This is a genomic window from Caproiciproducens sp. CPB-2, from assembly GCF_036287215.1.
Taxonomy (GTDB): domain Bacteria; phylum Bacillota; class Clostridia; order Oscillospirales; family Acutalibacteraceae; genus Caproiciproducens.
Genome location: NZ_CP142860.1, coordinates 2,596,178 through 2,616,731, shown reverse-complemented (window position 1 = coordinate 2,616,731; position 20,554 = coordinate 2,596,178). Strand labels below are relative to the sequence as shown.

General features: G+C 51.0%; 18 protein-coding genes. 10 read left to right on the top strand and 8 right to left on the bottom strand.

What is annotated here, in order from left to right:
* Position 1 precedes the first annotated feature (1 nt).
* The 10 genes from VXK30_RS12950 (at position 2) to VXK30_RS12905 (ending at position 11,551) form a co-directional block, all read left to right on the top strand.
* Positions 2 to 964 carry an ABC transporter permease gene (locus VXK30_RS12950; RefSeq protein ID WP_275715542.1) on the top strand — a complete coding sequence of 321 codons (963 nt, stop codon included), beginning with the start codon at positions 2 to 4 and terminating at the stop codon, positions 962 to 964.
* Positions 965 to 1,046: 82 nt separating this feature from the next.
* Complete coding sequence (locus tag VXK30_RS12945; RefSeq protein ID WP_275715544.1) at positions 1,047 to 2,063, top strand: sugar ABC transporter substrate-binding protein; 1,017 nt, start codon at positions 1,047 to 1,049, stop codon at positions 2,061 to 2,063.
* Between the two features lie 101 nt (positions 2,064 to 2,164).
* Positions 2,165 to 2,953, top strand: a complete 789-nt coding sequence (locus VXK30_RS12940) for a TIM barrel protein (protein ID WP_275715546.1) — start codon at positions 2,165 to 2,167, stop codon at positions 2,951 to 2,953.
* Positions 2,954 to 3,144: 191 nt separating this feature from the next.
* Positions 3,145 to 4,938, top strand: coding sequence for a methyl-accepting chemotaxis protein (locus tag VXK30_RS12935; protein WP_275715548.1), 1,794 nt, complete (start codon positions 3,145 to 3,147; stop codon positions 4,936 to 4,938).
* A gap of 44 nt (positions 4,939 to 4,982) precedes the next feature.
* Positions 4,983 to 5,759: a 5-deoxy-glucuronate isomerase gene (locus tag VXK30_RS12930; protein WP_275715549.1), complete on the top strand. Its 777-nt coding sequence runs from the start codon at positions 4,983 to 4,985 to the stop codon at positions 5,757 to 5,759.
* A 229-nt stretch (positions 5,760 to 5,988) separates the two neighbouring features.
* Positions 5,989 to 6,879 carry a myo-inosose-2 dehydratase gene (gene iolE / locus VXK30_RS12925; protein ID WP_275715551.1) on the top strand — a complete coding sequence of 297 codons (891 nt, stop codon included), beginning with the start codon at positions 5,989 to 5,991 and terminating at the stop codon, positions 6,877 to 6,879.
* Between the two features lie 200 nt (positions 6,880 to 7,079).
* Positions 7,080 to 8,096 carry a Gfo/Idh/MocA family protein gene (locus VXK30_RS12920; RefSeq protein WP_275715553.1) on the top strand — a complete coding sequence of 339 codons (1,017 nt, stop codon included), beginning with the start codon at positions 7,080 to 7,082 and terminating at the stop codon, positions 8,094 to 8,096.
* 178 nt (positions 8,097 to 8,274) lie between these two features.
* The gene (locus VXK30_RS12915; RefSeq protein ID WP_275715555.1) at positions 8,275 to 9,162 is read left to right on the top strand and encodes a sugar phosphate isomerase/epimerase family protein; all 888 of its coding nucleotides are present in this window, start codon (positions 8,275 to 8,277) and stop codon (positions 9,160 to 9,162) included.
* Between the two features lie 55 nt (positions 9,163 to 9,217).
* Positions 9,218 to 10,003, top strand: coding sequence for a 5-deoxy-glucuronate isomerase (locus VXK30_RS12910; protein ID WP_275715557.1), 786 nt, complete (start codon positions 9,218 to 9,220; stop codon positions 10,001 to 10,003).
* A gap of 306 nt (positions 10,004 to 10,309) precedes the next feature.
* Positions 10,310 to 11,551, top strand: a complete 1,242-nt coding sequence (locus VXK30_RS12905; protein ID WP_275715559.1) for a methyl-accepting chemotaxis protein — start codon at positions 10,310 to 10,312, stop codon at positions 11,549 to 11,551.
* A 120-nt stretch (positions 11,552 to 11,671) separates the two neighbouring features.
* On the opposite strand, the gene VXK30_RS12900 is transcribed toward VXK30_RS12905, so the two are convergent.
* The 8 genes from VXK30_RS12900 to larA all read right to left on the bottom strand — a co-directional run bounded on the left by VXK30_RS12900 (position 11,672) and on the right by larA (position 20,367).
* A complete protein-coding gene (locus VXK30_RS12900; protein ID WP_329493117.1) occupies positions 11,672 to 12,574 on the bottom strand; it encodes an IS3 family transposase in 903 nt (300 codons plus the stop codon).
* A complete protein-coding gene (locus tag VXK30_RS12895) occupies positions 12,571 to 13,251 on the bottom strand; it encodes a helix-turn-helix domain-containing protein (RefSeq protein WP_329493119.1) in 681 nt (226 codons plus the stop codon). Before VXK30_RS12895 ends, VXK30_RS12900 begins: the two co-directional genes overlap by 4 nt.
* Positions 13,252 to 13,454: 203 nt before the next feature.
* On the bottom strand, positions 13,455 to 14,153 hold the full coding sequence (locus VXK30_RS12890) for a FadR/GntR family transcriptional regulator (protein ID WP_275716395.1): 699 nt from the start codon (positions 14,151 to 14,153) through the stop codon (positions 13,455 to 13,457).
* A 262-nt stretch (positions 14,154 to 14,415) separates the two neighbouring features.
* Positions 14,416 to 15,558 carry an acyl-CoA dehydrogenase gene (locus VXK30_RS12885; RefSeq protein ID WP_275716397.1) on the bottom strand — a complete coding sequence of 381 codons (1,143 nt, stop codon included), beginning with the start codon at positions 15,556 to 15,558 and terminating at the stop codon, positions 14,416 to 14,418.
* A gap of 31 nt (positions 15,559 to 15,589) precedes the next feature.
* On the bottom strand, positions 15,590 to 16,594 hold the full coding sequence (locus tag VXK30_RS12880) for an electron transfer flavoprotein subunit alpha/FixB family protein (RefSeq protein ID WP_275716399.1): 1,005 nt from the start codon (positions 16,592 to 16,594) through the stop codon (positions 15,590 to 15,592).
* 17 nt (positions 16,595 to 16,611) lie between these two features.
* Positions 16,612 to 17,418: an electron transfer flavoprotein subunit beta/FixA family protein gene (locus tag VXK30_RS12875; RefSeq protein WP_275716401.1), complete on the bottom strand. Its 807-nt coding sequence runs from the start codon at positions 17,416 to 17,418 to the stop codon at positions 16,612 to 16,614.
* Between the two features lie 32 nt (positions 17,419 to 17,450).
* Positions 17,451 to 18,887 carry an FAD-binding oxidoreductase gene (locus VXK30_RS12870; protein ID WP_275716403.1) on the bottom strand — a complete coding sequence of 479 codons (1,437 nt, stop codon included), beginning with the start codon at positions 18,885 to 18,887 and terminating at the stop codon, positions 17,451 to 17,453.
* A 199-nt stretch (positions 18,888 to 19,086) separates the two neighbouring features.
* Positions 19,087 to 20,367, bottom strand: coding sequence for a nickel-dependent lactate racemase (larA, locus tag VXK30_RS12865; protein WP_275716405.1), 1,281 nt, complete (start codon positions 20,365 to 20,367; stop codon positions 19,087 to 19,089).
* Between the last annotated feature and the right edge of the window lie 187 nt (positions 20,368 to 20,554).

Sequence of the window (20,554 nt, the reverse complement as noted above, 5' to 3'; positions counted from 1 at the left end):
GATGAAAGAGAAATTTCAGAAGATTGACCTGTCGAATATGTCGGCATTGTTTGTATTGATCATACTTTGCGCTGTAATGTCTATTATCGAGCCGGCGTTCCGTACATTTGCCAACATGGTCAACATCCTGCAGCAGGTAACCGTGATGGCGGTGCTGGCGCTGGGCGTGAACCTGGTCATTTTTACCGGTGGTATTGATATTTCGGTTGGTTCGATCGTAGCATTCAGCGGTATCGTCATGGGCAAAATTGTTGTGGAAGGGAAAATGTCTACCTTTTTTGGTGTCGTCGTTGCTCTGGCGATCGGCTTGGTATGCGGTGCTTTCAACGGTGTTATGATCGCCAAGTTTAAGCTGCAGCCGATGATCGCGACACTGGCCATGATGTCCATGGCGCGTGGCGCGGCGCTGACCATCGCCGACGGCCAAACCATCACCGGTTACTCAGAATCCTTCCGATGGATCGGCCAGGGCACCATTCCGGGCACCGGGTTTCCAGTACAGATTCTGTTCATGATCGTGCTGTTCATCGTGTTCTATTACATCATGAAGTACCGAAAATTCGGCCGCTATATTTACTCCATCGGCGGCAACGAGGAGGCCACCCGGCTGTCCGGTATCAATGTTGACAAGTACAAAATATTTGCTTACACGCTATCCGGTCTGTGTGCTGCAATCGCTTCTATTATTCTGGTAGCAAAGCTTAACTCCGCACAGTCTACAGCTGGCCTGGACTATGAAATGGATGCAATCGCTTCGTGCGTTATTGGCGGCACCAGTTTGCTCGGCGGTTTTGGCAGCGTATGGGGTACTTTTTTCGGCGCGATCATAATGGTCGTCATCCGTAATGGTCTGAATCTGCTTAATGTTTCCTCTAACCTACAGAAGCTTGTTGTTGGCATAGTCATCCTACTGGCGGTTCTGGTAGACTCTATCCGCCATAAGGCATCTGTGGGCAAGAAGTAAGACATCTCGTATTTTGAAGAACAATTTTTTAGATATAGACCCATAAAAGGGGTTTATATAGAAAAAGAGAGGAGCAAAGACTATGAGCATCAAGAAAATTTTAGCAGCATTACTGGTAGGTGTGATGGCAATCGGACTGACCGCTTGCGGTCCATCCAGCACAATGCAGGCCTCCGCATCCCCTTCCGGTGAAGAGACCTCTGAGGCCCCTTCTTCCCCCAACAAGCAGATCAAAATTGCCTACATTGTAAAAGCGAAAACTGACGCATTTTGGACCGACATGGAAAAGGGTTCGGATGACTACGCCAAGGAAAAAGGAATTGAAGTGGATTTCCAGGCACCGGCAAAAGAAACCGATGTGGAGCAACAGGTCAACATGGTATCGAATGCGGTTGTTAAGGGATATAACGCAATTATCCTGTCCGCAGCAGATTCCAAAGCTCTTATCCCGGCAATCGTACAGGCCAACAAGGCCAATATTCCGGTCATTCTGGTAAACGACACCATCGATAACGATGCATTGGAGCAGGCTGGCGGCAAGGTGGAAACTTATGTCGGTATCGACCAGTCTGAAGCAGCATCTCTTGCAGGAAAATACGCGGCAGAGCATATTAAAGATGGTAAAATCGCGTATCTGGAAGGCATTTCAGGCGTAGCTGCACATGCCGATCGTCTCAATGGTTTTAAGGGTCAGTGTAGCGCATTCCAAGTCATTGCGTCCCAGACAGCAAAGTGCGACCGTAACGAAGCATTTAACGTTATGCAGAACATATTGTCCGCTCATCCAGATGTAAACGTTGTCTGGGCGATCAATGCAGAGATGGGGCAGGGTGCGCTGCAGGCAATCGAGCAGGGCGGCTTCAAGGGAAAAGTTTCCGTATTTGATTTTGATGCGTCTCCAGACGACGTTGCTGCAATTGAGGCTGGTACTCTGACCGGCACTGTTGCGCAGTATCCGAATCTGCAGGCGAAAGGCGCAATCCAAGCTTGTCTGGATGTCTTGGACGGTAAGAAGCTGGAATCGCACACCAAGACTCCGGCAGCTCTGGTTACCAAAGACAACGTTGCCGACTTCAAAGCTGGTAAGGATATTACTTAATCCTGATTAAGACTATGCGATCCCCTCTTCATTTAATAAGCAATGGTCGGTGTGGAAATACGCCACACCGACCCTGATAAAAACAAGCAGGAGGAAAAAAGATGTTGAAACTTGCAAAATCGGCTTGTATCGAACCTATGTATGCGGAAATTCCGTTCATAGACCGCTTTCAAGCGGCAAAGAACGATGGTTTCGGATTTGTAGAATTCTGGGGCTGGACTGATAAAGATCTGGACGCAGTCAAGGCGGCGGCAGAAAAAGCCGATATCGGAATTTCTGCCTTCAACGGCGACGCGGACTTCTCTCTGGTTGACCCGACCCATAAACAAAAGTATCTTGCTTTCTTAAAGAAATCTGTTGCAGCTGCAAAGAAGATTGGCGCGAAGTCGGTCACGATACACTCCAATGCGTTGGGTGAAGGAGGTGTCGTCGTTGACCACTACGCAAAGCTTTCCGACACAATCAAGATCTGCTCGATGTATGATATGCTGATAGAATGCGCAAAGGTCGCGGAGGAAAGTGGTATCGCGATGAATCTCGAACCTCTGAATATCACCACTGACCACGTAGGAAATTTCCTCGCACATACCCGGATGGCTGCGGAGATGACCCGCCTCATCGGCTCGCCGATGCTCAAAGTGTTATACGATATATACCATATGCAGCTCAATGAAGGCAGCATCTGTGACACCATCACCAAGTACAGCGATCAGTTCGGTCATATCCATGTGGCGGATGCACCGGGCCGTCATGAGCCTGGTACCGGCGAGATCAATTACCACAAGGTGTTTGAATGCTTGGAGAGTATTGGTTATAAAGGCCGTGTGGGTTTTGAACTGATGCCTAAAACTACGACGGCGGAGGCTGTCAAGGCAATCATGAGCTATTAATCAATGAAAGCAAGCACTTGGGGTGATGACTTACTATGACCACCAGTTTCCGGAACCAGTATCCCGGGGGATTTGAAAGGCAGTTTCGCTTTGATGGCCCTCTCTAAAGTGCAGAATAGATAAATTCTGAAATGTGGGCGAATATTGTCCGAGATTTGCATCGTTCGTTTGAACAAGGGGGAGTGAACTGGGTGAAACAGCTGAAAATAGGGAAAAAATTATTTGTCCTTTCGATAAGTCTATTGTTCTGTATGGCTGTTATTGCGGGCGTTTCCCTGCTGCTGATGAGCAGGATCGATGGCGCGGGGAACGAGATCAGTAAACAGTGGCTTCCGTCCGTAGTTGCCGCGGAAGAGGTCAATACGCTGACACAGGATTATCGAATGAACGAACAGGGATATATTTTAGCTACTACCAGCACGATGCGACAAAAATACAAAAACCAGATAGAAAAAATAAGAGAACAGGTTGAAACAGACGTTTCCGCTTATACTGTTGCGGATAGAAATGATAAGGATCGGAAGCTTGTGGCGGACGTCAAGGAGAAGTGGAATCAGTATTTGCAGCTGAGTCAGAAAATGCTGTCATATGTCGATCAGAATAAGAACAGTCAGGCACTTCTGCTGTTGGACGGTCAGACAAGTACGATTTTTGACGACATTACCTACTCTTGTTCCAAACTGGTGGATTTCAATAAGCAAGGCGCGAAACAGGCCAGCAATGAGGCGGATAGCCTGTATCACTTTTCAATTTTGCTGATGCTATGCACGCTGGCCGTGGGAATTGTTTGTGCGGCGGTGCTTTCGATTTATATTGTGCGTATGATCGTAGGACCAGTGAAGATGTTGCATCGCGCGACAGAGGAAATCAGTAATGGCAATCTACATATCCAGATAGACTACCTCTCTAAGGATGAGATTGGGCAAGCCACTGCTGCATTTTTGGCCATGAGCGAGACCTTGCGATCAATCATTGAAGACATCAGATATCTGATGGGCGAAATGGCGAATGGGAATTTTGTGTCGAGAACAAGCTGTGAAGAACAATATGTTGGTGAATTTAATAAAATTTTGTTTTCGATGCAAAAACTGAATAGTAAGCTTAGTTCGACGCTTCGCCAAATTAGCACAGCATCGGAGCAAGTAGCAATTGGAGCGAATCAGATGTCTGCCGGCGCCCAGGTGCTTTCGCAGGGAGCGACGGAGCAGGCGAGTGTAGTCGAGGAGTTTTCGGCATCTGTTTTGGAGATGTCCATGCAGATCAAGCAGAACGCTGAAAACGCAGAACTGGCAAGCAGCAGTGCTGATACGGCAGGCAGGGAAATCTCCAACTGCAATGATAAAATGAAAATCATGGTTGGTGCTATGGAAGGAATTACAGCAAAATCTTCAGAAATCTCGAAAATCATCAAGGTCATTAAGGATATTGCATTTCAAACGAATATTTTAGCCCTTAATGCCGCAGTGGAGGCTGCACGGGCAGGCGTGGCAGGAAAAGGATTTGCCGTAGTAGCGGATGAGGTAAGAAATCTTGCAACAAAAACGGCAGAAGCGGCAGCCAGTACGACAAAGTTGATAGAGGAAACCATAGGAGCGGTGAAAGAGGGTTCTAGTTTGGTATCGTCCACCGCGGGTCTGTTGGAAGATAGCGCGGCAGCAACCGCGAAAGCGGTGTCTTTAATTGATACCATTGCTGGGGTATCTGCACAACAGGCGCAGTCAGTTTCACAGATCGATATTGGAATTGGGCAGATTTCCACCGCTGTACAGACCTATAGCGCTACAGCGCAGGAGAGTGCAGCTGCCAGTGAAGAGCTTTCCGGGCAGGCACAGATGCTCAAGGAGTTGATTAGCCAGTTTCGATTGCGTGGGGAGGAATCCCTTGAAAAGACAGTGCTGGAAATCAATGCCGCGAAAGGATCTGTAGAAGAAACAGCAGAAAGCTGCGACATCGAAGCCGCGGAGAATACGGGTAGAGGTATTTAGGCCGCCAATTGGCCATAAAAATAATGTATTAAGGAAGGCTTTCCATGGATAATATTTTTGGCTATCCAGAATTTAATCGAAATGGAGAAAAGGTTTTAACACAAACAAAAGGGCTTTATGCGGATACCATGATGAACATTACAGTCTATCGCATGGAAAAGGGGAAACGCCTTAACTTCTCCTCAAAATCTGAGGAAAAGGCGGTGTTGCTGATTCAAGGCAGTGTGATATTTTCATGGCCCGATGACAGCGTATCAGCTTCTCGCGAAAATTTTCTGAAAGACGGGGCGTTCTGTTTGCACGTTTCAAAGGATGTGCAGGTAGAGGTTACAGCACTCAGTCAAAGCGAAATTCTTGTTCAGAGCACAGGAAATGAAAAAAATTTCGAAAATAGACTCTATACGCCTCAAAACTGCTTGGAAGAAACCTTCGGTCAGAACCAGTTTGATGGTAAAGCACAAAGGACGGTTCGCACATTTTTCGACTACCATACAGCGCCGTATTCTAACATGGTAATGGGAGAAATTATTGTTCCACAGGGAGGCTGGTCCAGCTATCCTCCGCACCAACACCCGCAGCCAGAAGTTTACTATTACCGCTTTGAAAAACCGCAGGGATTCGGTGCATGCTTTATCGGTGACGAGGCCAGAGAGATTAAGGACGGTAGTTTTTGCGCGATCCCCGGAGGCTTGGTGCATCCACAGGTGAATGCGCCTGGGTATTCTATGTATTACGTCTGGATGATTCGCCATTTTGATGGTAATCCATGGACGGACCGGATTTTCGACCCGGCACATGCTTGGCTGCTGCAGGAAAGCTGAATTGGTGAGCTTTCAGTGTTGCCTAAATGGATTTGCCTGACATGGTTTTGATGACTGATTAGGCAGACGTGGCGACGCGCTATTTGGACTACCCGCCAAGAAGAGTCTGCATATTGCGGGCTGATAATGAAGCTCATACGGTGATGGGATGGTTTCCTTCATGTCCTTTGGAAGAACAATTGCGTTTTTCTATAGAGTCACCATAAATATCAAACGAAGGGGATAAGTAATGTTCAAAAATGTAAAACTTGGCATTGCGCCGATTGGATGGACGAACGACGATATGCCGCAGCTTGGCGGCGAGTTAACATTTGAGCAGATGATTTCGGAAGCTGCACTTGCGGGTTTCCTAGGAACCGAAGTTGGGGGAAAGTTCCCGACCGACCCTAAAACGCTCAAAAAAGCTCTTGATTTGCGAGGATTGCAAATTGCAAGTCAGTGGTTTTCGAGTTTTTTATGTTCGACGCCATATGAAGAGAACGAAGCGGCATTCGTAAAGCAACTTGCTTTTCTGGAGGCGCTTGGCGCAACACGCATTAATGTATGTGAATTAACTCGTTGCCTCTTTGCCAAAGAGTGTTCGATGTTTGGTGACAAAAAACCGGTGGCAAGCGATGAAGAATGGGAGAAGTTGTGTGATGGCCTTAATAGGTTAGGTAAGATTGCTGCGGATCGTGGTTTCAAACTATGTTACCATCATCACATGGCAACTGTTGTACAGACATTTGAGGAAACCAAGCGGCTGATGAATCATACGGATCCGCGTTATGTCTGGCTCTGTTTTGATACGGGCCATTTCACTTTTTCAAAAGAAAATCCAGTTAAGGCCGCAAAGGAGTTTGCCCCCCGCATCGGCCATGTACATTTGAAGGACATTCGTCCGACAATGATGGAGCGGGCTTACGCCGAGGGCTTTAAATTTCGCAAGGCGGTTCTGGAAGGATGCTTTACGATTCCCGGTGATGGATGCGTTGACTACCCTGGCGTTTTCAAGGAATTGGCTCGATCCGGTTATGAAGGATGGTTCATTGTTGAAGCTGAACAAGATCCTGCCAAGGCCAACCCGTTTGAGTATGCGTTGCGGGCCCGTGATTACATCCGAAAAACGGCAGGAGTTTAAAGAAAGTTGATCTCCTTTCTTTTTGTTTGGAATATGTGGACGATAGCCAAATATTTGATAATTGTCACCAAACAGAAATCATAGCACGGAGAAATTACGGAAGAGGGGGTTGAACTGTTGCCAAAAATCAATGGCGGAGGCCATAACACAATCATGTCCAATTATATAAAATTTAAAGATGAAAGGTAAGGAATGTTATTATGCTTAAAGTTGGTATTGTCGGTGTCGGTTCGATGGGCACACAGCATTTTCTGCGTTTGATGACCAGAATCAATAATGCTACGGTTACGGCGGTTTCGGATATAAACGCGGCTCATGCCAAAGATGTTATTACGCCTTATAAAAATGTGCGTTTTATTGCAGATCCTATTTCTTTGATCAATGATTCGGAGGTAGACGCAGTTGTTATTGTCAGTGCAGACAAAACCCATGAGGAATTCTGCTTGGAAGCGCTACGTCTGAAAAAATTTGTTTTCTGTGAAAAACCGCTGTCTGCTTCCTCAGAGGGCGCAAAAAAGGTTGTTGATGCGGAAATAGCAGGCGGAAAGCGACTGATACAGTTAGGCTTTAATCGCCGATTTGATCCGGCATATCAGGAACTAAAGGAGATTGTTGTAACTGGAAAGATAGGTCAACCCTTGGTTGCACATTGTGCACATCGCAATGCGACCTATCCTGCACCGTCTGACGATGTTGTTGCAATTACTGGTACGGCGATACATGAAATTGATACTATGAGTTGGCTCGTAGGCGATTATTTTACTAAGGCACAGGTGATTTTCCCAAAAACTACGAAGTATTCTCAAAATTCTAATCTGCATGATCCCCAGATTGTGTTGCTGACCACTTCCTCTGGTATGGTAATTACAGCTGAAATTTGGGTGAATTGCCAGTATGCCTATGATATCCGCTGTGAGGTTCTGTGTGAGGATGGAACCGCAACGTTGCCCCGCCATGCACGTGTCAATGTTTGCACAAAGAACAGTTCATCAATTGGCATGACCTCAGATGGCCTTGCATTTTTCGAAGATTCCTATAATGCTGAATTTCAGGCATGGGCTGATGCGTGTAACAACAATACTTATTGTGCTGCTGCGGCCTCTGCATGGGATGGCTACTGTGCAGCGGTAACGACTGACTCCTGTCTTAAGTCGCAAAAAACTGGTGCAATTGAATCCGTTCCGCTAACAGATCGTCCTGCCTTTTATCGGGACTGAAGACAGATAAATAAAAACCAAGACTCCATTTAATAAAATAATAAGTGGGAAAGAAAATACCAAAAACTTTTCTTTATCAGTAGCGGAGGAGATCGTGTGCCGAAGGACCTGAGTAATAATACAATCGTCTTAGGGCGTAACTAAACGTTAAAATCATTAAGATATGGAGGTGATGGCTATGAAGATTGCATTTGATGTCGATGTATTGGCAAAACAGATGAGCATCAGCGACATGGTCCATCAGGTTGCGGACTGGGGTTATAAATACATAGAACAGTCTCCGCATCCTCGTATTAATCCCTTCTATAAGCATCCATTGTTTTCCAGGGAATGTGAGGCGGAATACCGCAAGGCGCTGAGAGAAACCGGGGTGGAAATTTCTTCCTTTATTTGCGTTTACCGCTGGTCCGGTCCAACTGAAGAGCAGCGCAGGATGGCGGTGGACAACTGGAAAAAAATTGTGGAAATCGCCGTCAACATGGGCGTACAGGTTATTAACACGGAATTGTCCGGGGATCCGAATCAGCCGGAGCTTTGCAACGGAATGTGGTTCCGTTCCATGGATGAATTGCTTCCGCTGTTTGAAAAGGAAAATATCCGCGTGGAGATTCAGTCTCATCCGTATGATTTCTGCGAGTTAAACGACGAAACCTGCGACATGGTAAAATCCTATCACAGCGACAACCTGAAATATGTGTATTCTTCGCCGCACGGTTTCTTTTATGACAAGGGAAAGGGGGACGTCCGCCACATGCTTGAATATGCGGGAGACGATCTTTCCCATGTCCTGTTCGCGGATACCATGAACCAGACCATAGACTGCCGTTATATATTGAATCCTCCGGGAGTAAACGCCACCATCCATCAGCACATTGGTTTAGGCGAGGGGGAAGTGGATTTCGCCGGCATCTTTGAGACGCTGCGCAAAATGGATTTTGCCCATAAAACGTTCCGTGTCGGCGGGGAATCCATTGCCTGCGTATCCCTTTTCGGATACCCGGAAAAGATGGCGAAGCAGGCCCCAGAAACGCGGGAACGGATCGAGAAAGAACTGCTGGGCAGATAAAAGAGGGAATCCCTGCCCGGAATGCTGAATATTTTGTTTTTTACAGGAGGGCTTCATGGAAACATCTTCTAATATCTTCGGTTATCCGGTGTTTGACCGGACCGGTAAAAAAATTTTGACGCAGACACAGGGGCCCTATGCGGACAGTCTGATGAACATTACGGTTTATCGCGTGGAGCAGGGGGAATCGCTTACCTTTTTCTCTGAAGACGAGGAAAGGGCGATATTGCTGGTCGAGGGAAGCGTATCCTATCTCTGGCCGAACGGCAGTGTCGCGGCATCCCGGGACAGCTTCCTGCGGGACGGGCCGTATTGCCTGCATGTTGCCAAAGGCGTGAAAGTAAGAATCACCGCGCTCCGCCAGAGCGAAGTCCTTGTGCAAAGCACCGGGAACGAAAGGGACTTTGAAAGCAAGCTTTCTACACCGCAGAACTGTGCCGAGGAAACCTTTGGACAGGACCAGTTTGAAGGAAAAGCGCAGCGGACGGTCCGCACTTTTTTCGATTATCACACAGCGCCCTATTCCAATATGGTCATGGGCGAAATTCTTGTGCCGCAAGGGGGCTGGTCCAGTTATCCCCCGCACCATCATCCCCAGCCGGAGGTATACTACTACCGCTTTGAAAAGCCGCAGGGCTTCGGCGCCTGCTTTATCGGCGACGAGGTTTGCAAAATCAAGGACGGCAGCTTCTGCCTCGTTCCCGGAGGGCTGACCCATCCTCAAGTGAACGCGCCCGGCTATCCCATATATTATGTATGGATGATCCGCCATTTTGACGGCGACCCATGGACGGACCGCATCTTTGATCCGGCGCACACATGGCTGTTGGAAGAACCGTAACGGTCAGGATGAAAACGGCGGAAAATTATTTTTCTGCCTGAATCTCAGTTTTTTTCATTGAAAATGCCTTTTTCTTTTTCATACATATCTCCTACCCATTTTCTGCGGTCATTGCGGGTATTCTCCAATCGTCTTGCGGTTCATCAGGAATAACAAGGCCGTTCCCGGAGAATCCCGCAATGGCCCTTTCTGTTTTGAACGAAAAATAAAAGCGCAAACGCGAAAATGCTTTTGACGGCGCAAGACGACCCTCTATCAGACAAGATTCGAACTACCGTAGATGCTTTATTTAGCGAAAAGACAACAATGGGGAAGCAGACAGCCATACATCTTAACACTCAAGAAAGCCAAGCTAACAGCATTGTTTTTTTAATAATCCTGATTTCGTTTTGTATCTCTCTGGTCATTGCGCTGCGTATCTCACGCAGTATCGGCAGACCGGTAAAAAAGATGGCCGAAGCCGCGCAGAGATTGGCGCAGGGGGATCTGAGCGTGCAGGTCAGCGTGGATTCCGGAAATGAAATAGGACAGCTTGCTGCTTCCTTTTCTGAAACGATCGAATCCATTCGAATGTATATTACGGACATATCAGCCAACCTTGCGAAAATGGCGGAAGGGGACCTGAACATCTTCCGTTCTGTGGAATATAAAGGGGATTTTATCGCGCTTCAGGAGTCAATTTTTCACATCGACCAGTCTTTTCATCACACGCTGTCCGAAATCAATCAGGCTTCGGAGCAGGTGTTGAGCGGTTCCAACCAGGTTTCCGACGGCGCGCAATCCATGGCGCAGGGAGCCGCCGAACAGGCGGAAGAGGTGGAAAGGCTGGCATCGTCCATCGCGGCAATCTCCGAACAGGTGAAAAGCAATGCCGAACACACCGCCAATGCCGGTCAGAACGTTTCCCAAGTCCGTTGCGAAATTGATTCCAGCAGCCGCCATATGAGCGAAATGATGGAAGCAATCTCGCAGATCAGCGATTCGTCGAGTCAAATCGGAAAAATTATCCGGGTCATTGACGATATTGCTTTCCAAACCAATATTCTTGCATTGAACGCCGCTGTTGAGGCCGCAAGGGCAGGCGCCGCGGGAAAGGGCTTTGCCGTAGTTGCCGACGAGGTGAGAAATCTGGCGGGCAAGAGCGCGCAGGCGGCAAAAAATATTACTTCCCTGATAGAAAAGTCGGTTCAGCAGATTGAAAACGGAACCGTGATTGCGAATCAGACGGCGGAATCGCTGTTTCAGGTGGTCAACGCAACAAATGTTGTTTTTAACGCGGTTGAGAAAATATCGCAGGCATCCGGTTACCAGTCGGATGCGGTCGGTCAGATCAAAAGGGGAATCGACAACATTTCCAGCGTCGTGCAGACGAATTCCGCGACAGCGGAAGAAAGCGCGGCGGCCAGCGAGGAGCTTTCCGGACAGGCAAGGGAGCTTAAAAAGCTTGTGGACCGTTTCCGTTTGATTGAAGACGAACCTGTTTCCGCGGATTGTTTAAAAGAGAATGAAGATGAATTTCAGTGCAATCAAAAAAATAGCATTGCCTGAAATGAGCAAAAAAAAGTATTGCCGCTCCCTGTATTATGGTGTGCACCCCGTCAAGAGGACAATGAAAAAATAAAAAGATTTTTAGGACTGCTGTCCGCCGGAACCGGCGGGCAGCAATTTTTACGCAGCTTTTGCGTACTGTGCATGGAACTCCATGGGTGTCATAACAGACAATCGGCGCTGCAGTCGCCGGTAGTTGTAAAAGTAAATATACTCTGAAATGGCTTGCGTGATCTGTTTCCGGTCGGTGAATTTGCGTCCATAGTACATTTCCCGTTTGAGGATACCCCAAAAGCCTTCCATCGGCCCATTGTCAATACAGTGCGCCACTCTGGACATGCTTTGCTTCATCTTGGCGGCATGCAATTTCGAGTGAAAAGAACGGCTGGTATACTGGTACCCCCGGTCACTGTGAAATAGCGGGTGTGCGTCCGGATTAGCGGCCACGGCAGCATCCAGCGTATTGAATACCAACCTGTTGTCATTATGATCGCCTACGGCATAGGCAACGATGCGCCGGTCGTACAAGTCCAGAATAGCGCTCAGATAAACCTTGCGGATTTCCGGGCCGATGAAATACTTGAATTCCGTTACATCGGTCAACCATTTTCGGTTCGGAGCGTCCGCATAAAATTTGCGGTTCAAATAGTTTTTGGCAATGTATTCCGGCGATGCCGCACTTTTTGTGCACCCGTGCCGACGGTATTTGACGCTGGACTGAATATGAAGTGCACGGTCGATGCGGAGTACTCGCTTGTCGTTGACATGAATGCCATGATGCCTGTCCAACTCATCCCGTATTCTGCGGTATCCCATATCCGTATGCAGGCTATGGATTTTCTCGACCTCGCCTGCGATGAGTTCGTTTTCCAACTCGCGGCTGCTTTTCGGGTGCTTCAGCCATCTGTAATACGCCGAGCGCGTGATGTGCAGAAAGCCGCAGAGTTTCCAAACAGGGAATACCCGTTCCGCAGACAGCGTGCTTACCGCGCCGTAAGCCGCCGGATGCCTGATGAAGCTCAACGTCGCCTCCTCTCCAATTCCTTCACTTTTTTTAACAGAGCGTTCTCCATTTCCAGATCATAGTTTTTCCGTTCAAGCTGAGCAACCTTGTCTCTGAGTTCTTCTTCCGGCGTCCGGCTCGGAAGCGTCCCGGCCCGGTGTCCCCGCCGGTCCTCCAGCCCCGCCCTGCCCATATTTCGGTATTTCCTCGTCCAGGTGTAAACCTGCTGGTAAGAAACTCGATACTTAAGCGCTGTACCGCCGTAATCATTCCCGTTGACGATACACGCTTTTACGATCTCCATCCGTTCTTTCGCGGTTGTATCCCGGCCCTTCGTCATGCGACTCCCTCCCGTATGTATCCTGAAGTCTTCATGACAATTATATACCCTCAGCCAATCCCTGAGCTGCCGGGTATCACGGATTCCGTACTTTTCGCAGATTTCCTGAAGAGAACCTTTCCCAGCAAGATAATCCAAAACTGCCGATAGTTTCGTTTCCTTGCCGTATGCCCGGTCGTGTCCGTGGGTCAGAAACCCCGCAGGCCCTTCCGTCTTGTACCGACTGACCCAACGCGCAATCGTCTTGCAATCTACTCCCGCCTGTTTTCCTGCTTCGCTGTATCCAATTTTGCCTGACAAATACAATTCTACAATACGGATCTTTTCTTCGGCTGTTGTCTTCTTCCTATTCGGCATAATTTTACCCCCAGACTGAAGAACAGTGCTTTTTTATTTCACTGTCCTATCTGGGGGTAGCATATCATTAAACAGCGAACGGCAATTTTTATAATATCTTCATTATATGGGACAAGCAGTGCAGGCCTTTACTGAGGCCTTGATTTTTGCGGGGTGGCGCTCAGCACACAGCAGCTCGTGCAGAGAATAAAAAGGAACAAGAATTACGAACGGTCGATCGATGCGTCTACGACTTCAAAGTGGTCCTGAATCGCGCGGACCGCGTCATCCTCGTCGTTGCGGCTCAGGGCGTCCACCAGCTTTTCGTGCGACAAATAGAGCTGCTCCGCCTGTTCGTCGTCCTGCACGATGCGCCCGTACATGATGCTGATAAAATCATTGATGGTCGAAAGCATAGCCATGAAAATTGCGTAGATCAGCTTATTGCCGGCGGCTTCACAGAGAAGCGTATGAAATTTCTGGTCGAGCAGGGAACCCTTTTCGGCGTCCGGCTCCTCGCGCATCCGGCGTACCAGATCCGCCAGCTTGGCCGTCTGCCGTGGCAGGATGCGGCTGGCCGCCAGGCGCGCCGTCTCGGATTCCAACCCCCTGCGCAGCTGGCTCACCTGCCGAAAGTTGGTTTCTCCCATCATCATCATGATCCGGAGCGTCTCGCTCAGATTCTGCTCCAGGTCGCACGATATGAAATTCCCTCCGCCGTGTACGCTGGAGATGAAACCCATCATGCTCAGTGTGCGCATCGCCTCTCTTACGGAGTTGCGGCTTACCCCGAGCAGCTCCGCCAAATCCCGCTCTGAAGGCAGCCGTTCTCCCCGCTTGAGGTTCCCGCGCCAGATCTCGTCCTTTACGTAGTCGATCACCCGTTCATAGGCTTTTTCGCTTTTTTCCGCTTTTGCGTCCATAGAAACATCTCCCTGCAGCCAAGCTGCCTTTCCGTGGTTTTCCGCCAAAAATCCCTTTGATAATTTATGCAGAAAAGCGCAGAATTTATTTATTTTTAAATTTGATTTTTAGTTCCATATAACTATGTATTATAGCATTTTTGTGTGTCTTAAACAAGGGTCAACTGCAAGCCGCAGAGACAGCAAGGCCGCCGGCTGGTTTCAGCCGACGGCCTGCTGTTAGTATGGATAAACGAGTATGGATAAAAAGGAGTAAGTGAATTTATTTGACGCCCATCCAGCCCGAGATGACCATGCGCTGTACTTCGCTGGTTCCTTCGTAAATCTCGGTGATTTTTGCGTCGCGCATCATGCGCTCAAACGGATATTCACGGGTGAAGCCGTAGCCTCCGACCAGCTGCACACAGCGGCGGGTCACGTCGCTGGCGGTGTCGGCGGCAAAGAGCTTCGCCATCGCGGCAAGGTGGCTGTATGGGTCGCCGTCCTGCTTGGCCTGCGCCGCGCGGTACGTCAGCAGGCGGGCCGCGTCGACATGCGTCTGCATGTTGGCCATTTCAAACTGCGTGTTCTGGAACTGGCTGATGCGTTTGCCAAACTGGATGCGCTGGGTAATATAGGGAATGGTCTGATCGATACAGCCCTGAGCGATGCCGACAGCCTGTGCGGCAATGCCGATCCGGCCGCCGTCCAGCGTCATCATGGCAACCTTGAAGCCCTTGCCGATTTCGCCCAGAAGATTCCCCTTGGGAATCTTGCAGTCTTCAAAGACCAGCTCGCAGGTGGAGGAGCCGCGGATTCCCATTTTCTTTTCATGGGAACCGATGCGGAAGCCGGGAGTGTCCTTCTCGACAATAAAGGCGGAGATGCCCTTGGTTCCCAGACTCTTATCCGTCATTGCGAAAACAACAAAGACGGACGCAAAACCGGCGTTGGTGATGAAAATTTTCGAGCCGTTAAGAAGCCAGGAGTCGCCCTTGTCCTCGGCGACCGTGCGCTGCATGGCGGCGTCGGTTCCGGCGCCGGGCTCAGTCAGGGCAAAGGCGCCCAGTTTTTCGCCGGAGCACAGGTCCGGCAGGTACTTTTGTTTCTGCTCCTCCGTGCCAAAAGCGAAAATCGGCCAGGCGCACAGGGAGGAATGCGCGGAAAACATGGTGCTGGTGGCCGCGCAGTGCTTTGAGATTTCCTCAACCGCGGCAATATAGGAAAGGTAGCTCAGGCCGGCTCCGCCCGCTTCTTCCGGGTAGGCCATGCCCATCATGCCCATTTCGGCCAACTGATGCCAGGTTTGCTCGGGAAATTTCTCCTGCTCGTCAATCTCCGCAGCAATCGGAGCGACCGACTTTACGCAGAAATCATGCAGCATATCTAAGATATCCTGTTCTTCACCGGTAAATTTAAAATCCATATTGAAAGACCCCTTTTCTTGTTAATCGATCTCAGGCTTTTGCTTTTTTGATCTCGGCAGTCAACGCGGGGACGATCTCAAAAAGATTGCCCACAAAGCCGTAGTCCGCGACACCGAAAATCGGGGCGTCAAAGTCCTTGTTGATCGCCACGATGACGTCGGAGGAGCTCATGCCGGCCAGATGCTGGATAGCGCCGGAAATGCCGCAGGCAATGTACAGCTTCGGACCGACGGTTTTGCCGGTCTGACCGACCTGATGGGAATGGGTGATCCAGCCCTCGTCCACCGCCGCGCGGGACGCGCCGACGGTAGCGCCCAGCGCGTCCGCCAGCTCGCGGAGGATAGTAAAGCCCTCCGGTCCGCCGACACCGCGGCCGCCCGAGACGATGATGTCCGCGCCTTCAAGGTCGACGATCTCGCCCGCTGCTTCGCGGATGGTTTCCAGCAGTCTGGTGCGGATCTGGTCCGCGGATACATGAAAGTCCTCGCGGAGAATCTCCGCCTTGTCCTCGCAGACGTCGGGCTTCTTAAAGACTCCCGGCCGCACCGTACCGAGCTGCGGGCGATGGTCCGGGCAAAGGATTACCGCCATCAGGTTTCCGCCGAATGCCGGTCGGGTCCAGGCGATATTGCCGCTGGCTTCGTCGATGTCCAGCGCGGTGCAGTCGGCGGTCAGGCCGGTGCCGAGGCGGCAGGACAGGCGCGGCCCGAGGTCGCGGCCGTTCGGGGTCGCGCCGATCAGCATGCTCGTAGGCGCATATTTTTCAAGCAAATGCGCCAGCGCGGCGGTGTAGGCGTCCGTGGTGTAGCGCTGAAATTCCTCGCTGTCCACCACGATCACCCGGTCCGCTCCGTGCGTGCCCGCTTCTTTTACGGCTGCATCCGTGTGGCAGCCGATGACAACGGACACCAGCTTTCCGCCCTGCTTGTCGGCCAGGCGGCGTCCGGGGTTCAGTAATTCTATTCCGACATTCTTGGCAGTGCCGTCTTCATTGGTTTCCAAAAATACCCAAAGGTCTTTGGTTTTGGCTTCCATTTCCCGATCCCTCTCTTTCAAATCACGTGCGCTTTGCTCAGTAGCTCATACAGCTTGTGAGCGGACGCTTCGGTGGTTTCTTCCTTGACCACAACGCCGGCTTCTTTGCGCGGCGGCACATAGGTGCGCTTCACTTTTGTGGGCGAACCTTTCAGGCCGGCGTGCTCCGGGTCGATGTTCGTCAATTCAGCCGCGGTGAGCTGAGCGATCTGCGCTTTGCGTGCCGCCATCTTGCGTTTGATGGTGGGGAAACGGGGATCGAAAGAGGGTTTGGTAAAGGTGATCAGGCAGGGCGTCTGTACACCGATGACTTCCTTGCCGTCTTCCGCCTCGCGGTAGACATGAAGGCCGTCTTCCGCCGATTTTACTTCCAGCGCGTAGGTTACCTGCGGGTAGCCCAGGTGTTCCGCGATTTCCGGGCCAACCTGTGCGGTATCGCCGTCGATCGCCTGCTTGCCGCAGAAGATCGCGTCAAATTTCGCGCCTTCCAGCTCTTCGACCTTTGCGATTGCCCTGCTCAGGATATAGCTGGTGGCCAGCGTATCGGATCCGCCGAAGATGCGGTCCGTCACCAGGTAAGCGTTGTCGGCAGCAATGGCCAGACACTCCCGCAGCGCGTTCTCCGCCTGCTTCGGGCCCATGGAAAGCACCGTGATTCTGGTGTCCGGCGCGTCGTCCCTCAGGCGTGCCGCCGCTTCCAGCGCGTAGCCGTCGAATGGGTTGACGATACTTGGCACACCGTCGCGCACCAGGGTGTTGGTGACCGGATCGATCTTGATTTCATTGGTATCCGGTACCTGTTTGACACATACAAGAATGTTCATATCGTTACTCCTTTTAAATGATTCTCCTGAAACTATTCTCCCTTTCTCGTCAGGTCCATACAAACCTTGCCGGGGTTCAAAATCAGCTTCGGATCAAATACCTTTTTAATACCGCGCATCAGCTCCATGTTCACCGGGCCCATTGCGCTTTCCAGGAAATGCACCTTTCCGTAGCCGATGCCGTGCTCGCCGGAAATCTGGCCGCCGAGCTCCACCGTCTTCCGGTAGAGAGCGCTCAGGAACTGATCGACCTGCTTCTTGAATGCTTCCTCTTCCATTTCCGTGGAGCAGGTGTAGATATGCAGGTTGCCGTCGCCGGCGTGACCAAAATATTTTACCTCAAAATCATAGTTTTGCTTGATCTCATTGACATATGCGACATAGGATGCAATTTTATTCACCGGAACGACCACGTCGCACTCATCCAGCAGCTTGGTCTGCTCCTCGATACCCTCCAGGAAAGAGGAACGGGTCGCCCAGATGTCTTTCAGTTTCGGCGCCGTATCCGCCACAAGGACGTCCAGCGCGCCTTCTTCCACCAGCATTTCGGAAGCGCTCTCGACGATCGGGTCCAGCTCATCCATGGAATCGCCGTCAAAAGTAACCAGCAGATAAGCGCCGACCTCCGTGCCGTCGATCTTGCGCGGGAAGACCTGCTTGCCCAGATACTCTTCGGAGGAAATCAGGATTTCTTTCTCAAAGAACTCCAGTGCCTGCGGACGGAAATGCTTCATAAAGAATTTCGGTACGGCAGAGATGCAGACCTCCAGGTCCTCGAACGGGGCCATCAGGCTTACGGTGGCCTGCGGGGCGGGGATGAGCTTCAGGGTCAGTTCGGTGATGATGCCCAGCGTGCCTTCCGAGCCGATCATCAGGTTCGTAAGACTGTAGCCGGAACTCGTCTTGGAAACCGTGCCGCCGAACCGGGTGATTTCACCGTTCGGGAGGACCACGGTCATGGCGCGGACATAGTCGCGGGTAGCTCCGTATTTTACGGCGCGCATGCCGCCCGCGTTTGTGGCCACGTTGCCGCCCAGAGTCGCCATCTTCTCACCCGGGTCCGGGGGATACATGCAGCCGTGCTTCAGCGCGTCGTCGGCCAGCTGCTGCAGCAGGACGCCGGGCTGCACCGTGACCGCGAAGTTTTCAAGGTCGTAGGACAGAATCTTGTTCATGCGCATGGTGCAGAGCACGACTCCGCCGCAGACCGGGGTGCAGCCGCCCACCAGACCGGTGCCGGCGCCGCGGGTCGTGACCGGAATGTTGTGCTCATAGCAGATTTTCATGATGGCGGAGACTTCTTCCGTGCTCTGCACGTCAATGGTGACGTCCGGCATGCGGGTACCGTAAATGGGCATTTCGTCGCGGGAGTAGTCCGGGTTGACATCTGCGCCGGTGACCACGTGACCGGGCGCCGCTTTTTCCAGTTCGGCAAGAATTTCCTGTGTGACCGGATTATAATTTGCCATGATAAATCCTCCTGATAAAATATTTTTATAAAAGCTGATAGGCCATGTTTGTAAAATCAAGAGTCTTGTCTTATTCGGCTAAAATTGCGTCTGACCGCGTCAAAAATGCTCGGCATACGATAAGTATTCCTGCGCTTTTTTCCTTGTCAGGCACAATTTTATCACGAAAATCCGTCGATTTTTAATTTGCAAACAAGGCCTAAGCCGATTCTCTCACCATAACGGAGATGCCGTTGGGGATCACGACCAGATGGGCGTCCGCGCCTTTGATGTCCCTTGCTTCCTTCAAAGCGGTGTCCACATCCGGGGCCCACGCGATCTTCATGTCTTCAATGGTCTTCCGCTGTTCGGGTTCCGTGACATAGATGACATGGTGCTTGCACAGCACGCGGCAAAGGATCTGGAATTCCCACTGGTCGGGCCGGGTCCGGTCCTGCGGGGTGGCGAGAATCTGTTCCGCCAGCTTCTCCGGGGAAACGCAGTCGCGCAGCGCACGGTAAAAGCTTTCTCCGCCGTGCCCGTCGCTGCAGGAGCTGACCATGATCAGCACGGCGTCCGGCGCCGCCGCGGCTTCCGCCGCGGTAAGGCCTTTTACGCTTTGGTAAATATTCTGGTCCAGCGGGTAGCCTCCGTTGCTGGAAATCACGATATCGCCGCGTTTTTCCGGCTGTACCTGACAGTATTTCAGCAGCAGGTCGCAGCCCCGGCGGTGAGCGGTGACGGCGTCCCCGGCAAAGGCGGCAACCACATGCTTATCTTCGTCAATAATGACGTTTACTATGTATGCAAGATGCGCCATTTTTGCCGCGGCGAGCATATCCTTGTGCAGCGGGTTGCCGTTCAGGACGCCGGTGCGCGCATAAGGCGAAGCGATAAATTCGGAGCAATGGTTGCCAAGCACCGTCACCTGATCGCAGACACCCGGCAGCACGCTCTTGCGCCCGCCGGAAAAGCCGGCGAAGAAATGCGGTTCGATAAAGCCCTCGGCAACAAGTAAATCTGTTTGTGCCGCTATTTTGTCGATCACGCACGCCGCTCCGGAAGGAAGCACGCCAATCTGCACATTGCCCGACGCGTCCCGGCTATCATGGATTACGATCTTTTCCCGCTCCACGATATCCCGGCCGAGCTTCGCCACCAGCTCTTCCTTGCCGGTCGGACGGTGAAAGCCGGTAGCCACCAGCAGCGTCACATCGATGTCCGGGCTGCCTTCGCGCAGTTCGGCCAGCATGGCGGGAAGAATGTGTTTGCTCGGGACCGGACGCGTGTGGTCGCTGATAATGATCGTGCAGGTCTTTTTGCCGGCAGCCAGCTCCCGCAGGCGGGGGGAATCGATCGGATTGGCCATGGCGGCCAGCACCAAACCGTCCTCCGTGTCGGCGGCTTTGAGTTCTTCCACATGGGATTCCAGAATTTCCGCATCGCTGAGATCCGCGTGCAGCGGCATCCCGGATTTGCCAAAGGGAATCATGATGGACATGAAAACGCCTCCATTCTGATTTTACACCAACCGTTTACAGATGCAAGCGGCCAAAAACTACCCCTGAAATTGGTAGCTCCACTTATTTATGCTATCATCTTACCACATTTTATTTTTAATACAATGCCAAATCGAGTGATTCTATTTTTCTGACAAAATTGAAGTTTGATATTCGTCAAATATACCA